At 61.8% G+C, this 15,940-nt stretch carries 12 protein-coding genes; 6 read left to right on the forward strand and 6 right to left on the reverse strand.

What is annotated here, in order from left to right; genetic code table 11:
- The first annotated feature begins 2 nt into the window (after positions 1–2).
- From HDF15_RS01590 to HDF15_RS01600, 3 genes are all read left to right on the forward strand, one after another.
- A complete protein-coding gene (locus HDF15_RS01590) occupies positions 3–2,396 on the forward strand; it encodes a PAS domain-containing sensor histidine kinase (protein ID WP_184252513.1) in 2,394 nt (797 codons plus the stop codon).
- Positions 2,393–3,781: a sigma-54 dependent transcriptional regulator gene (locus HDF15_RS01595; protein ID WP_014266829.1), complete on the forward strand. Its 1,389-nt coding sequence runs from the start codon at positions 2,393–2,395 to the stop codon at positions 3,779–3,781. The genes HDF15_RS01590 and HDF15_RS01595 overlap by 4 nt, the downstream gene beginning before the upstream one ends.
- A 245-nt stretch (positions 3,782–4,026) precedes the next feature.
- A complete protein-coding gene (locus HDF15_RS01600) occupies positions 4,027–5,013 on the forward strand; it encodes an epimerase (RefSeq protein WP_184252514.1) in 987 nt (328 codons plus the stop codon).
- Between the two features lie 226 nt (positions 5,014–5,239).
- Here the strand turns inward: HDF15_RS01600 and HDF15_RS01605 are convergent, their stop codons facing one another.
- The 5 genes from HDF15_RS01605 to HDF15_RS01625 all read right to left on the reverse strand — a co-directional run bounded on the left by HDF15_RS01605 (position 5,240) and on the right by HDF15_RS01625 (position 10,299).
- On the reverse strand, positions 5,240–5,782 hold the full coding sequence (locus HDF15_RS01605; protein ID WP_184252515.1) for a GNAT family N-acetyltransferase: 543 nt from the start codon (positions 5,780–5,782) through the stop codon (positions 5,240–5,242).
- On the reverse strand, positions 5,779–6,933 hold the full coding sequence (gene era / locus HDF15_RS01610) for a GTPase Era (RefSeq protein ID WP_184252516.1): 1,155 nt from the start codon (positions 6,931–6,933) through the stop codon (positions 5,779–5,781). The genes HDF15_RS01605 and era overlap by 4 nt, the downstream gene beginning before the upstream one ends.
- A gap of 300 nt (positions 6,934–7,233) precedes the next feature.
- Positions 7,234–8,583: a hemolysin family protein gene (locus HDF15_RS01615; RefSeq protein ID WP_184252517.1), complete on the reverse strand. Its 1,350-nt coding sequence runs from the start codon at positions 8,581–8,583 to the stop codon at positions 7,234–7,236.
- Entirely contained in the window at positions 8,580–9,161 is a 582-nt protein-coding gene (gene ybeY / locus HDF15_RS01620; RefSeq protein WP_184252518.1) for an rRNA maturation RNase YbeY, read from the reverse strand. The genes HDF15_RS01615 and ybeY overlap by 4 nt, the downstream gene beginning before the upstream one ends.
- 106 nt (positions 9,162–9,267) lie before the next feature.
- Positions 9,268–10,299, reverse strand: coding sequence for a PhoH family protein (locus HDF15_RS01625; protein WP_184252519.1), 1,032 nt, complete (start codon positions 10,297–10,299; stop codon positions 9,268–9,270).
- A gap of 442 nt (positions 10,300–10,741) precedes the next feature.
- Here HDF15_RS01625 and rpsT point away from each other — a divergent pair, with 442 nt between their 5' ends.
- Entirely contained in the window at positions 10,742–11,017 is a 276-nt protein-coding gene (gene rpsT, locus HDF15_RS01630) for a 30S ribosomal protein S20 (protein WP_014266836.1), read from the forward strand.
- 92 nt (positions 11,018–11,109) lie between these two features.
- Here rpsT and HDF15_RS01635 read toward each other — a convergent pair whose 3' ends face one another.
- Positions 11,110–12,648 (reverse strand): hypothetical protein, encoded by a 1,539-nt coding sequence (locus HDF15_RS01635; protein WP_184252520.1) that lies wholly within the window; start codon positions 12,646–12,648, stop codon positions 11,110–11,112.
- A gap of 131 nt (positions 12,649–12,779) precedes the next feature.
- On the opposite strand from HDF15_RS01635, the gene HDF15_RS01640 reads away from it, so the two are divergent.
- Positions 12,780–14,882 (forward strand): M13 family metallopeptidase, encoded by a 2,103-nt coding sequence (locus HDF15_RS01640; RefSeq protein WP_184252521.1) that lies wholly within the window; start codon positions 12,780–12,782, stop codon positions 14,880–14,882.
- Positions 14,883–14,988: 106 nt separating this feature from the next.
- Positions 14,989–15,900: a DMT family transporter gene (locus HDF15_RS01645; RefSeq protein ID WP_184252522.1), complete on the forward strand. Its 912-nt coding sequence runs from the start codon at positions 14,989–14,991 to the stop codon at positions 15,898–15,900.
- The last annotated feature ends 40 nt before the right edge of the window (positions 15,901–15,940 follow it).

Consider the following 15,940-nt stretch of genomic DNA (forward strand, 5'->3'; position numbering starts at 1 on the left):
GCATGGGAACAGCAGCAGGCCGACGCAAGGCGCTCGTCATCGGGCTAGGCGTCTGCCTGCTGTTGCTGTTTCTCGTGCTCGCTACCCTCAACGCGTTCAATCTCAACTTTCTGAACCCGGGCTCGCCCCTTCAGACGCTGATCTTCATCGCGCTCTCGACCCTCGCCTTCCTGCTCTTCATGGGCGTTCTGGTGTTGTTGGTTCGCAATGTGCTGAAGATCTATGCCGACCAGCGCAGCCGCGTGCTCGGCACTCGCCTGCGCACGCGCATGCTCTGGGGAGCGGTCCTCGTCTCCCTCGCGCCCCTGGTCTTCATGTTCGCCTTCAGCTATCTGTTGATGAACCGGGCCGTCGACCGCTGGTTCTCCCAGCCCGTCACCCAGATGCGCGACGACGCCAACCGCATGGCCGTCGAGCTCTTTCACTACGCCGCGCTGAACTCCCGCTCCGAGGCCGACTCCATCGCGGCCGCGCTCTCCGACTCGTCCATCGGAGCCCAGGAAAAGCCCACCCCCGCTGAACTCGCCAAGGTCGCTCGCGTCCTGCAAAATCACGAGTTGACCCTGCAGGGCGGCTTCGCCATCCTCTATCGCAACGGTCAGGTGGTCACCTCGTTTCAACTTCCGAACTTCAAGGCCGGCCATATCGAGCTCAAGTCGCTGCAGCCGGCTGAAACCGAGACCGACGAAAACCCCAACCAAAAGCCCGTCGTCTACGTAACCCCGCTCCAGGGAGCGGGACTGCAGACCATCCTGGCGACGGCACAGCGTAGCGACGATCCGATCTACAGCGTGAACGGCACCGACTACACGCTGGCGACCGCAGGGCTCAAGCTCGGCGGCATCGTGCTCGTGGCGCTGCCCATTCCTCCCGGCATCTCCACCACCACCGTGCGTCTGCACTCTGCCGCCGACGCCTACTGGGTCCTCTTCCGCGAGCGCCGCCAGGTGCGCAACCTCTACATGGGCTACCTGCTGCTCATGACCGGTCTGGCGCTCTTCGTGTGCTGCTGGCTGGCGCTCTACCTCAGCAAACAGGTCACACGACCGGTAGAGTCGCTCGCCGACGCGATGGAGGCCATCGCCTCCGGAGACTATGCGCACCGCGTCAGCGCCTCAGCCACGGAAGAGCTCGGCGAGCTTGTCGACAGCTTCAATGCGATGGCCTCCGATCTTGAATCGGCACGGTCCGTCGCGGACCAATCCACGGCCCAGCTCTCCGAACTGAACGCCGCGCTGCAGGCCCGTCGAACGGAGCTCGAAACCATCATCGAGACGATTCCCAACGGCGTCGTCACCCTCTCTGCCGACCGCCACATCGTCCTCGCCAATCGCGCCTTCTCCGAGATGCTCGACCCGGGCGGACAGAAGCACTTCATCGGTGCGGCGCTGGGTGAGGTCTTCCCCGCCGAGATCGTGGAGTCGCTCGACCGCCTGCTGCGCCGGGCGCACCGCATGGGCGACGCCTCTGCCGAGATCCAGATGACCTCAGCCTCGCGCATCCTCCACCTCTCCACCACCGTCGCGCTGCTCGAGAGCCGGTCCACCGCCGAACGCGAGCATCTTGGTTACGTATTGGTGCTGGAAGACGTGACCCAACTGCTGCACGCCCAGAAGCAGAGCGCCTGGAAAGAGGTCGCGCGGCGAGTCGCGCACGAGATCAAGAACCCCCTCACTCCAATCTCGCTCAACGCAGAACTGATCCATCGACACATTGTGCGATTGGTTCCCGAGCTCACAGAGCACGGAGTCGAGTCGCGGTCTCCGGCCATCATCCAGCGCTCCTCCGAGGTCATCACCTCCTCTGTCGAGACGATGCGCTCGCTGGTCGATCAGTTCTCCGCCCTCGCTGAGTTCCCCAGCTCTCGTCCGCACCCCGCCGATCTGAACATGATCGTCGAAAACTCCCTCGCACTCTTCGCCGGCCGCCTCGGCAACATCCGCGTGACGCGGGAACTATCGCCACGCCTGCCCTTAGTGCTGGCCGACCCCGAGGCCCTCAAACGCGCTCTCTCCAACCTGATCGACAACGCGGCCGAGGCCATGCAGGAGAGCCTCCTGCGCGAACTGCACATCACCACCCGTCTGCTCGACTCCGGCCTGGTCGAGCTCGTCATCGCGGACACCGGTCCGGGCCTCACCGACGAGATGCGCGAGCGCCTCTTCCTCCCCTACTTCTCGACCAAGCAGCGCGGCACCGGGCTGGGTCTTTCTATCGCCGCAAAGATCGTGCAGGAGCATCAGGGTACGATTCGTGCAGAGAAGAATGTGCCGGCAGGAGCTCGCTTCATCATCGAACTCCGTCCCCCGGCCTTCCGGGATAATGATTCAGGCGAGACGCCCATGCAGGGCCCAGCCGAAGCTACAGAGCGAACCTACAAAGGAGCTGCCGTTTGAATCACGTCCTCATCGTCGACGACGAAGCCGATATCCGCGATTCGCTCGAAGCCATCCTCCGCGAGGAGGACTACGCCATCACGACGGCAGGCACGGCCAGGGAGGCGCTCGAACTGGTGCGCGACGCCGACTACCAGGCCGTACTTCTCGACATCTGGCTGCCCGACAGCGACGGCCTCGACGTGCTCGCCCAGATCCGCGGCGAGTCCGGCTCCGACCAGCGCGCCAGCGCGCCCGAGGTCATCATGATCTCCGGCCACGGCACCATCGAGGCCGCCGTGCGCGCCACCAAGCTCGGCGCCTACGACTTCCTCGAAAAGCCGCTCTCGCTGGACCGCACACTGCTGGTGCTGCGCAACGCGATCAAGGCGCATCAACTCCGCGAAGACAACCAGGAGTTTGCCCGGCAGCTTGCAGCCAAGGGCTCGGTCACCGGGCAATCCGTGCCGTTGAAGGCCCTGCGCCAGCAGATCAAACTGATGGCCCCGACCAACGGACGCGTGCTCATCTTCGGAGAATCGGGCACAGGCAAGGAACTCATCGCCCGCGCCATGCACGCGGAGTCCCTGCGCCACGACCGCGTCTTCGTCGAGCTCAACTGCGCTGCCATTCCCGAGGACTTCATCGAGACGGAGCTCTTTGGCTATCGCCACGGAGCAGGCCCCGGCGGCCCGAACCAGCCCACCGAAAAACGCGGCACCTTTGAGCGCGCCGACGGCGGGACGTTATTCCTCGACGAAGTCGGCGACATGAGCCTGAAGACCCAGGCCAAGGTGCTGCGCGCCCTCGACGAGCAGCGCTTCTACCCCGTCGGTGCCTCGACGCCCGTCCACGTGGACGCCCGCGTCATCGCCGCCACCAACAAGGACCTCGAAGAGGAGATTGCCCGCGGCAACTTCCGCGAAGATCTCTTCTATCGCCTCAACGTTATTCCCTTCTTCGTTCCGCCCCTGCGTGATCGCAAGGAAGATATCCCCCTGCTGGCGCGCGAGTTCCTGCAGGAGTTCGGCCAACAGTACGGCAGACCACGCGTCGAAATCTCCGACAGCGCGCTGACCCAACTGAAGCAATATCACTGGCCCGGCAACGTACGCGAGCTGCGCAACGTCATCGAGCGCGTACTGATCCTGAATCCCAAGGCCCAGCGCATCGAAACCAAGCACCTCCCCATGCTCGTGCAACGTACCGACGGAAGACCGGCCAGCAGCAATCGCGAGGAGTTCACAACCCTGTTGCAGGCTCGCGAGGCTTACGAGCGCGACTACATCCTGAAGGAGCTCGACCGCTCGCACGGCAACGTCACCCGAGCCGCCGAATCCCTGGGCCTCGAACGTTCCCACCTCTACCGCAAGATGAAGACCTTGGGCATCTCCATGGGAGAGTGAACCAGAACAAACGTCTTTGTCGTTGCCGTTGTTTGTTTTTCGTCGTCATCCTGAGCCGTAGGCGAAGGACCCCCGCATTCGGAACCACCCAAGCCGCATCGGGACCACGCATTAAACATCGCCAAGAACAGCCTCCTGCATCCTCCACCAGCATCGTGCAAAATGCGGGGGTCCGCGTACCGCTCAGGATGACGCCGAAAAATAAATTCACGCATCTACCTACAAAAGAGGCATAAGAGACCACCATGCGCATCCTCATCCCCGGCGGCTCCGGACAAGTCGGCACCCTCCTCGCCCGCCACCTGCACACCTCAGGCCACGACGTCACCGTCCTCTCCCGCCATCCCCAGCCCAGCCCCTGGCCGACGCTTCCGTGGGACGGCCTCACACGCGGCCCCTGGGTCACGGAGATCGACCGCAGCGATGCCGTCATTCATCTCTCCGGACGCTCCGTCAACTGCCGCTACACCCCCGAGAACCGCAGACAGATCTTCGACTCGCGCGTGAAGCCTACGCTGCTGCTCGGCGAAGTCATCGCCGCCTCGCCCACTCCGCCGAAGATCTGGATGAACGCCAGCACAAGCACGTTCTATCGCAACGCGGTCGACGAGCCCCAGGACGAGTACACCGGCGAACTCGGCGATCTGCCCAGCCAGCGCGGCACACACGAACCCGTCGACCTGCCCGAGACATGGTCGTTCTCCGTCGACGTCGCGCACCAGTGGGAGCAAGCGCTGGCCGCCATCCCCACACCCCGCACCCGCAAGATCCGCCTGCGCTCGTCGATGGTCATGAGCCCCGATGCCGGAGGCGTCTTCTCCGTCTTCTCGAAGCTCGCACGCCTGGGCCTGGGCGGAACCCAAGGTTCGGGCAGGCAGTTCGTCTCGTGGATGCACGACATCGACTACTGCCGCGCCACAGACCTGCTGATGGAACATCCCGAGATCACCGACGAGACTGAAGGCGTGGTCAACATGACCGCACCGGAACCCCTTCCGAATCGCGACTTCCTGCGCATCCTGCGCCAGGCCTGGGGACAGTCCCTCGGCCTTCCCGCAACAAAATGGATGCTCGAGATCGGCGCGATGGCGATGCGTACGGAGACAGAGCTTATCCTCAAGAGCCGTCGAGTCGCTCCCACAGTCCTGCTCAAGCATGGCTTCGAGTTCAGCTTCCCCACCTGGCCGGAGGCCGCGGCCAACCTCACCGCTCGCCTCAAGAGGGCTGTCTAATCACCTATCCCGAAGTGTTTTTGCCGTTGCTTTTGCTTTTCTGGTTGTAATTCCGAGCGCAGCGAGCGAACCTGCTGTCTCCCGCTCTTCGTTCGGATCACCCAGAAAATCGTGCTTAGATCCCAAGAGACATGGTTTGTGGTGGCACTCGCAAAAAACGGGAGACAGCAGGTTCACTCGCTACGCTCGGAATGACAACTAGAAAAGCAAAGGCAAAAGCGATGACCTACCGCTCCCGCCGATACCGCACCGTCCCCGGCTCATCGCCTTCGCCCACATAGACCATGCCGCAACGCTCCATCACCTTGATCGACTCCACCTTGCCGCAATAAGCCTGCGCGGTCACAGCCCGTATGCCGTCCTGCTGTAACAACCATTCCACCAGCGCCGACGCAGCCTCGCTGCCAAACCCCCTGCGCTGAAATGAAGGCAGCGTCGAATAGCCGATCTCGACCACCCCATCGGCCTTCGGAAATCCACCCACACACCCGATCAGTCTCCGCCTGCCGTTCTCCATCGGCAGAAGCGTATAGCGTCGCCACCCCAAAGACGAGGGCGATGCCGCTGAGTGCGAAAAGATCGTCGCCAGCACGTAGGTCTCCCACTCGACCGGCGGCCACTCCGGAGTCACCTCCGCATGGATCAGCCCTTCCAGGCTGCTGTCTCGCGCAGCATCCGCCTCGAGCATGGCGGGGGTCATAGCAACCAGCCGCAGCCGCGCCGTCTTCAACTCCGGGACCCCTAGCAGGCTCCGCAGGAGACCGATCATCCCTCGTCCTCTGTATCCGAAGGTCCAAACTCCGAGCCATCGAACTCCGAGGTCCCATTGCGGCTATCCGCCAGCTTGTTATTGCGATGCTGCTTCTCCGCGATCTGCTCCAACTGCCGCCGCCAGTCCAGATCTTCGATGAAGCCGCGCGAGGCGCGCCACTCCTCCTGCACCTTCACAAACAGCTCCAGAAAGACCCGAGTCCCCAGCATCGATTCGATATCTTTGCGTGCGGTAGAACCGATCTTCTTCAGCATCGAGCCCTGGTTGCCGATGATGATCGCCTTCTGGCCGTTGCGCTCCACGAAGATGGCCGCGGCAATCTTCGTCACCGGCAGCTTGCCGTCCTTGGTCTTCTTCAGCGATGCCGGCTCCTCGAAGCGCTCGATCACCACCGCTGCCGCATAGGGAACCTCTTCGCCCGTCAGCAGCAGGATCTTCTCGCGAATCAACTCGGCCACCAGGAAGCGCTCCGGCTGGTCCGTAAGCTGGTCCTTCGGGAAGTAGCGCTGCCCCTCCGGCAGCAGCCTCGCCGATTTATCCAGCAACAGCTCCAACCCATCGTTCTTCTTCGCCGAAATCGGGATCACGTCCGCGAACTCATGCAGCGAGGTCCAGTGCGCGATCAAGGGCAGCAGCGCGCTCTTGGGCAAGGCATCGATCTTGTTCAGCACCAGGATCACCGGGCAGTCGAGCTTCTTCACCAGTTGCAGAGCAAAGTCGTCTTCGGCCTTGGACAGCGCGCGGCGATGCTGGCCCAGGGTACGGATTTTGCGGGCTTCGGCAAACTCTTCGCTCGTCAGCAGCTTTTTGGGTTCGGGCAGACGGTGCGTCACATCGACGATGAACCACACGACATCGCGCGACTCCAGCGCGTCGTGGACCTCCTGCATCATGCGCTTGTCGAGCTGCGTCTCGGGCTTGTGAACTCCGGGAGTATCGACCAGCACGATCTGCGACGCGGGGCGTCCGCCATCGGTCTTGGTCTTCTTGCGTACCGGCAGCTCCAGCACGCCCTGGATGCGCGTGCGTGTGGTCTGCGGCTTGTGGGTGACGATCGCGAGCTTTTGCCCGAGCAGAGCGTTCAACAGCGTCGACTTGCCCGCATTGGGGCGCCCGACGATCGAGATGAATCCGGAGCGAAGTGCCATATCTTTATGATGACACCGATAGTGTGCAATGTCCGATGGACTCTGCGGTCTTTGCCGTTGCTTTTGCCTCTGTCTTTGTTTTTCTGGTTGTCATTCCGACCCCGAGCGCAGTCGAAGGGGAGCGAACCTGCTGTCTCCCGCTCTTCGTTCGTGACGGCTAGAAAACACGCGACCCGAACGAGAAGATACGATTTGCGCACAAACGATAACGCTTGTGGCAACACGAGCAAAAAGCGGGAGGAAGCAGGTTCGCTCGCTACACTCGGAATGACAAGCTAGAAAAGCAATGACGAAAAGCTACTACTCCGGCTCACTAGCCGTCTGCGACCCCGCCAGACAAACCCTCACCCGCTCCACCAGCCGATCCGTCGAGGCAATCACCTCCAGCCGCAACGGCCCATCCTCGACCACCTCGCCCGGCAGCGGAATATGTCCGGCAATCTCGCTCACCAGCCCACCCACTGTCGTCGCCTCATAGTCCGTCAACAACTGCGGCAGCACGTCCTCCGCCGCTGGCTCGTCCTCCGTAGCTCCATCCTCCGAGCTAGCCCGCGACTGCAGGCTCTCCCCGAAGAGCTCCCGCAACCGGCTCACCTCGAAGCTGCCGGAGACCAGAAATGCACCATCCGACTCCTCTACCGGCTCGTCCACCGCTGGGGCATCGTGCTCATCCTCGATATTGCCGACGATGGCCTCCAGCAGATCTTCGATCGTCACCAGCCCGGCAACGCCGCCGTACTCGTCGATCACGATGCCCATATGCTGCTTCTGCCCCTGCATCTCGCGGAGCAGTTCGTTCACCTTCTTGCTCTCCGGCACAAACTCCGCCGGACGCTGCAATTCAGCCACCTTGCGCTCTTCCGCCTCGCTGTCCTTCACGCCGAGCAGATCGCGCGCAAAGGCAATGCCTGTGATCTCGTCGATCGAACCGGCATAGACAGGCACTCGCGAAAACCCGTGCTCGTTGACCTGGGCCGTGAACTCTTCGAGAGACATCGTTCCCGGCACGGCAAACATCTCCGGCCGTGGCGTCATCACCTCGCGCACCACCTTGTCGCCAAACTCCACGACGCTGCGCACCAGCTCCCGGTCCTCTTCATCCAGCACACCCTCTTCTTCACCGGCCTCGAGCAGGGCATCCATCGCCTCGCTGGCATGCTCCTCCACCTCGACCTCCGGCTCGGCCAGGCCTGCGATTGAGAGCAGCAGGCCGATCATCAGCGTCACCGGCAATACGAGATAGAAGAGCGCCTGCACAATCGGGGTAATGGGCGCTACCCACTCTCCTCGCGTGCGGGTAAAGAAGAGCTGCGGCAGAAGGCGGTCGAAGAAGAGCAGCACCAGGACCAGCTCAAAGACCGCGCGAGAGATCTCCACCAGGCTATGTCCACCGGCACTTCCATGCAGGCGCATCGCCAGCAGAAAGGCCAGGGCACCCAGCGCAATCTGGCGCAGCACAGAGGCCGACATCGCCGCCGACTCCCGCCCCAGCAGCAGCTTTGGCTCTACGTTGTTTTCCCAGGCGTCGATGTTCTCGGCATACTCACGCGAGAGAAACTTGCCCATCTCAAAATAAATGCGGTCGATATAAGCCGAGAGCGCCAGCAGGCAGAGCAACCCGAAGATCGAAGCACCGAAGATCCAGTTCATGCGGACACCTTCTTCGCAGACGCCTTCTTACCTTTGCTTTTCTTCTTGTCACTCGCCCTGAGCGTAGTCGAATGGGAGGGAATCTGCTTTGGCTTCCGCTCAGGCACGACCACAGCCTCTACCCGCGCAATCAACCCATTCCGCAGCCGCAACTGCGTCCGCAGCTCCGTCTCACGCGCTGCCATCTCACCCTCATCGACCTCATGGTCCATGCCATACAGATGCAGCAACCCATGCAGAAGCAGCACCCGCACCTCGTCGCGTAGCGTGTGCCCCTGCTCCTGGGCCTGCTTCAACGCGGTATCCAACGAGATCGCCAGATCCCCGGCAAGCTCCCCTTCCAGCTCCGGAGGAGCAGGAAAGCTCAACACATCGGTCGCCTTGTCCTTGCCGCGAAACTCACGATTGAGGCGGCGCAGCGTACGGTCGTCCGCCAGCAGGATCTCGACTTCGCCACGCAGACCGACCGCAGCCTGGGCTGTCCGTACAAATCGTCCCAGACCGGCCCGGGAAAGCCCCAGCTCACCCCAGGGGTCCGCGCTGGCTTCCAGTCTTCGTGGAGGTTCTAGTGTGATCATGCGTGGTCTGATGCTATCGCAAGCAAGGGATTAGGGCACAGGGATCAGGGATTAGAAAGCCTACTAATCCCTAATCCCTGTGCCCTAATCCCTGCTAAATCCCCTGCTACTGCGGCTTCAACGCCACCTTCCGCGTCTCTTCCACCGGCAACGCCAACGGCGTACCGTCGATCGCCAGCGGCAACTGCTCGGCCCGTCCATAGCTGTCATACGCCCGGACGATCCGCTGCACCAACTGGTGACGCACGACATCGACATCCTCGAAGTGGCAGAACTTGATGCCCTCCACCCCATCGAGCACATGCAATGCCTCGAACAGACCGCTCTTCTTCGGGTTCGGCAGATCGATCTGGGTAAGATCGCCGGTGATGACCGCCTTCGACGAATTGCCCAGGCGGGTCAGGAACATCTTCATCTGTTCGTTGGTCGTGTTCTGCGCCTCGTCCATGATGATGAAGGCTTCGTTCAGCGTCCGTCCGCGCATGAACGCCAGCGGAGCCACCTCGATCACATTGGTCTCGAGCATCTTGTCGACCTTCGCCGGGTCGAGTAGATCGTAGAGCGCGTCATAGAGCGGCCGCAGGTACGGATCGACCTTCTCCTGAAGCGAACCGGGCAGAAAGCCCAGCCGCTCGCCGGCTTCGACCGCCGGACGCACCAGCACGATACGCGAGACCTTCTTCGCCAGCAGCGCGCTAACCGCCATGGCTACAGCAAGATAGGTCTTTCCAGTACCCGCCGGGCCCAGGCCGAAGACCATGTCGTTGCTCTCGATGGCTTCGACATATTTGCGCTGGTTCGGCGATCGCGGCTGCACCATGCGTTTGACGCCCGCAGAGCGCTGCTTGCCGCTTTCCACCAGTCCGCGCAGGTTCACGGTGGGGTCAGAGACCACCATCTTCAATAATGCGTTCAGCTCCCCGTTATGGGGATGTACTCCTAGTTTTCGCAAGTGCTCAAAATCGGTGAAGATGCCTTCGACGCGCGCGACGGCCGCGGCATCTCCCAGCACCTGAATCGAATCCGATCGTAAATCGATCTGGACGTTCAGCCCATCTTCCATCAGACGAAGGTTCTCGTCGCGCGTGCCATACAGCGGCTCGATTCCGGGAGTGAGATGCAGCGATTTTTTTACCAAGCGAGGATCTGACCTCCGTCAGGAAGTACCTTGAGATAGGTTATGAGGGGGATGTTACGGACCGGTTGTCGAACAGCCAGTTTGGCCGAACTCTCGTGGGGATGTTCCGCCGCGAGCTGTGCTTCTACCGGATTGGCTAGGGTTGCCAATAGAGTAACGATGTTGGCGAAAGCGTAACCCCGCTGCCTTACCCGAGTCAAGGTAGACTGTGCAAAAGCGAACCTGGCTGGCTTCCTCAATCTACCCGGGAAAGATCGCAGACCGGCTTCCTTCGCGGTCTTTGCAGTAATCTGCTTCGGGTACTCGAAGTATCATTGACCTAGCCCGGAAAAACCCATAAAATCAGAAGTTGCAGAGGGACGCGGCAGGACTGTGTGCCCACCAGCCTCCGGCCTGCATCCCATTTCCCGCACAGCTCGGGTCACAGAAAAGAGTTTTTAGTATGGCAAATCATGTCTCATCTCTGAAGCGCGCTCGTCAGACCCTCACCAAGACGGCCATCAACCGCGCCAACAAGTCCAAGCTCCGCGGCACCCTTCGCGCCATGCGCGAAGCGATCGCTGGCGGCGACCACAAGTCGGCCACCGAAGCTTACCGCTCGACCGCGTCGATCCTCGACAAGAGCGTCCAGAAGGGCATCCTGCACAAGAACACCGCCAGCCGCTACAAGGGCCGTCTCAACGCCCGCGTCAAGGCACTCGTCGTCAAGACTGCTTAATACCATTCAAATTTGAAGAACAGGCCAGCCTCGCGCTGGCCTGTTCTGTTTGCTCTGGCGTTGCGTGTCTTTCGTCCTTGCTGCTGCTTGTCCTACCGCGGTGACTTGTCCACAAACTCCGCCTTCTCCCCCGGATTAAGCAGCGTCGGCGGCTTTCGCGGAACAGCCCCCTCTTTCACCACCGGAGCCTCAGGCACCGCAGCCTCCTCCGTATTCACAGCCAGAGGCCCCGCCACAACCTCCTCCTCCGGCACGGCTTCTTTCGTCTCAGCCACCGCCAGCCCGCTAAGATCGACAGGCCCCTCCCTGGATGGTGGCACCGCCTTTTGCAGCTCTGCCAGATCGGCCCGGTCACCGGCACTCAACTCCGGCAGGCGATAGACCTCGATAGCCCCCTTCCGGACCACGACCGCTCTCATCCCGTCTGCTGAAAGATCGAAGTTCTCCGAAGTCCGAAGCACCGGAGAACAGTTCACCTTCAGCAGCAGATCGCCGGTCTGCGTCTGGTACACGCGAACCTCCTGGGACTGCACATTGTCCTGATCGGTCGTCAGGATGTCCGTCGCTACAGAGGCATTCGTGCGGCTTACCGCGAAACGCCCAGCGGCTGGAGCGAAGGCGAAGACCGGCTGCACCGTGAAGCTGTCCAGGGGCTCCTGCCACATCTCATGGGAGTTGAAATCAAACGCCATCAGTATGGTCCGGTCCACGCTTCCACGACAGCTCAGGGCCACTAACTGGGTGGGGCTCACCAACCGGAGGCCGGGAGGGCAACTGCTGTCGATGGGTGCCAGCTTGATCGTCTTTCCGCCAAAGGGCTCAAACGCAACCGACCATCGAGTGCCCTGCCCCATATCGTTTGACCGGAGATAGCCGTCGGCACTCATCGGCAGGTTAATCGTTGAGGCCGAGCGCGCCGACCCCACAACGGAGCTCGCCAGAGGAGAACCATCCGAGCCCCCACCGGCAATGCGGTAGAAGTCGAGAGCGACCATCGAAGACGACGAAGCATCGCCAAGCGAGACCGTAGTCGCACCAGAGTTCTTCGCAGCCTTTGTCTCAACCGTTACCAGCCGGTTATCCGGCGAAACCACCACCGCTTCAACCTGGCCGGAGCGATGCGGAAACGGCCTGCGCACAAAAGGCTGGCCGGACTTCAGGTTCACCATCGGCGTAAAGGTCCACAGTGCATTGCCCTCACGCAGCAGAAAGCGCCCTCCCCCCAGATTCCACAGGTAGCGGCCATGGTCATGGAGATGCCACTCCGTCCGGGCAAGCACCTTGCCGGAGGGCAGCTCCACCAGAAGAGCGGCAACCATGCGATCGTCATGATCCGGCGGATCACCCGGCAGTCGCGGCACCAGGCAGCGCAAGCTGAAGGTCACCAGCAGATGCTCGCTGTCGGCAAAGTGCACCGTCAGCAGGGAGACTCCGGCATTCAGGAAGTTGGGAGAAGTCCCTGGAAAACCCAGATCTTCGAGGGAGAATCGAGCTTCGGGAGGGGCCTGATGGGAGGGTTCAAACGCCAGCGTCTGCAGCGGCGCCGCAAACGCGGCAGCCAGCGGCAGAAGGTATAGAAACCTTCGCCAGGCTCCATCGCAACGCAGTCTCTTTGGCAGGGGAACCAGCATCGACGACTCCGCGTACATGTACTCTTGCACAAACGGCTAGCGCGGTGTCCATTGTAAACCGAAGCCTGACGTCTGCTCACTCTCCAAAAGAACAGGAGAGGAGCGCAAAATTCCTTTAGGGAGTTCCACCCATGAACTACAAGTCCCTGCGCATGGCGGCAATCAGTCCGCTGGCGACAGCCGCGCTCTCGGCCGCATTCCTTCTTGCCACCTGTCCTTCGCCACTCACCGCGCAGAGCCCTGCAAAGGCCGACGCTCCCCCTGAGACCCACTACGTCCCCGCGCCCGCCTTCGACACCTCTTCCATCGACCCGAAGGCCGACCCCTGCAATGACTTCTACAAGTACGCCTGCGGCAACTTCGCGGCCAACCACCCCATCCCCTCCGACCAGACCGGCGTCGACCAGTTCTACCTGCTCTACAACGTCAACACACAGGAGCTGAACGGCATCCTGAAGAAGTACACCGCGGCCGATCCCTCGCGCACCCCGAACGAGCAGAAGATCGGCGACTACTACGCCGCCTGCATGAACACCGACCTGATCGAGCAGCGGGGCCTGGCACCAATCCAGCCGCTGCTGGACGCAATCAACAAAGTAAGCCGACCCGGCCTGGCCTACTTCGCAGGCGAGTTGCAGCGCTATGGCGTGAACGTCTTCTTCGGCTTCGGCGAGCTCCAGGACTTCAAGGACTCCACCAAGCAGGTTGCCTTCATCGATCAGGGCGGCCTCGGCCTGCCTGAACGCGATTACTACACACGCACCGGCGACAAGGACAAGACGCTCCGCGACCAGTACGTCGCCCACATCACCAAGGTGCTCACCTTTGCCGGTGAAACCCCGCAGCAGGCAGCCGTAGATGCAAAAAACATCCTCGCCTTCGAGACCACACTCGCAGAGGCCTCGATGACCAACACCGAGCGCCGCGATCCCGAGGCGATCTACCATCCGCAAACGATGGCAGCCTTCGAAGCCAGCATCGGCAACGTCCCCTTCGCTCCCTTCTTCGAGGCCATCCACTCCCCCCACATCGACTCCCTCGTCAACGGCAACCCGGCCTTCTTTCCCAAGATGATCGAAGCTGTTCACAGCGCCGACATGCAGACGCTGCGTGCCTACCTCCGCTTCCACGTTGTGGACGAGGCCGCCTCCAACCTGCCCAAGCGCTTCGATGACGAGCGCTTCGACTTCTACGGACGCAAGCTCAGCGGCCAGCCCGAACAGCGTCCCCGCTGGAAGCGCTGCTCCGCTGCCGTTGACGGCTCTCTCGGCGAAGCCCTCGGCCAGGTCTACGTCTCGCAGTACTTCGCCGGCGACAGCAAAGCCAAGACACTTGAGATGGTCCACGACATCGAGAGCGCCATGAACAACGATCTCGACACGCTGGACTGGATGAGCCCCCAGACCAAGGTTCGCGCGAAAGAGAAGCTGCACGCCGTCGCCGACAAGATCGGCTACCCCGAGCACTGGCGTGATTACTCGAAGCTCAACGTCGCTCCCGACGATGCCTTCGGCAACTCACAGCGCGCTACCGCCTTCGAGAATGACCGCGAACTGGCCAAGATCGGCCAGCCTGTCGACAAACTCGAGTGGGGCATGACACCGCCGACCGTCAACGCCTACTACGACCCCAGCATGAACAACATCAACTTCCCCGCCGGCATCCTGCAGCCCGCGTTCTATGACGCCAAGGCGGATGTCGCCGTGAACTACGGTCATATCGGCGCCGTCATCGGCCACGAGCTGACACACGGCTTCGACGACCAGGGCCGGAAGTTCGACGCCACGGGTAACTTGACCGACTGGTGGACGGCTGACGACGCCAAGAAGTTTGAGTCTCGTGCCGGTTGCCTGGTCAACGAGTACGGCAGCTTCACCGCCGTCGGTGATGTCAAGGTCAACGGCAAGCTCACCTTGGGCGAAAACACCGCGGACAACGGCGGCCTGGTACTGGCGTACATGGCCTATGTGGCTCGCGCGAAGCAGGACGGGCTGGACATCAACAAGAAGATCGACGGCTATACCGGGCCGCAGCGCTTCTACATCGCGTTCGCACAGAACTGGTGCGAGAATGCTCGTCCCGAGCAGGTTCGTCAGCAGGTGCTCACCGACGGACACTCACCGGACCACTTCCGCGCCAACGGAGCCATCGTCAACCAACCCGGATTTGGTCCGGCATTCGGCTGCAAGAAGGCCTCACCCATGGTTCCAACCGACGCCTGCCGAATCTGGTAAGAAAAACAGAGTGTAGAGCTTAGAGCGTAGAGGATAGAAAAGGCGTGGTTTTCTCTACGCTCTATCCTCTACGCTCTATCCTCTGCTTCTCATGCGAAAGTAGATTGTGCCCCGTCTCGCCCCCAATCGCTCTCTTGGCTTCGCCGCCTGTGCCCTTGCAAGTACCTTCTGGGGTTGTGGATTCTTCTTCGGTAAGATCGCTCTCGCCGAGATGAACGTGGGCTCGATGGTGTTTTATCGCTTCCTGTTTGGCACGCTCGGCCTGCTGCCGCTGCTGATCACGCACCGTCCCAGCCTCAACGCCTCCGAGTGGCGCATGCTGCTGATCTGCACCTTTCTCGGTGTGCCGCTGCAGTTCCTGACGCAGTTCCGCGGCCTCTCGCTGACCACCGTCTCCCATGCCTCGCTGATGGTCGGCACCATGCCCGTGATCCTCGCCGTCGGCGCGGTGTTCTTCACGCACGAACGCCTGCACAAACTCGGCTGGGTGGCTCTTATCCTCTCGACCGCAGGAGCTGCGCTGATCGCTCTCGGAGGACACCACAACACCGCTACCGGCGGTCCGACCCTCACCGGCGACCTGCTCGTCGTGGCCTCGATGTTCATTGCGCTCTTCTGGATTCTGCTCAATAAGAACCTGGTCGAACGGCATAGCCCCATCATGATCACCACCTATGGCCTGGTCCTGGGAACGGCGATGCTGGCGGTCTACGTCCCCTTTGCGTACGGCCTGCCGCCTGTCCATGGAATCTCGCTGAAGGCCTGGGCCGCGCTGGCGGCGAGCGGCGTTCTCTGCACCGCGATCACCACGCTGCTCTGGAACTGGGGGATGACACAGGTTCCCGCCTCACAGGCCGGTGTGCTGCTCAACATGGAACCCCTGATGGGTTCGCTGCTCGGCGTCTTCATCCTGCATGAGCATCTGGGGCCATCCGCGTTCGTCGGCGGAGCCATGATCGTCGGCGCGGCGATTGCGCTGACCACGCTCTCGCCCCCACCCAGACTTGAGCCGCTTTGAGTTCTTTGCACAAAAGCACAGGGGTCTTTGCTACTATGCT

It is taken from the genome of Granulicella mallensis, assembly GCF_014203225.1.
In the GTDB taxonomy this organism is placed as follows: Bacteria; Acidobacteriota; Terriglobia; order Terriglobales; family Acidobacteriaceae; genus Granulicella; species Granulicella mallensis_A.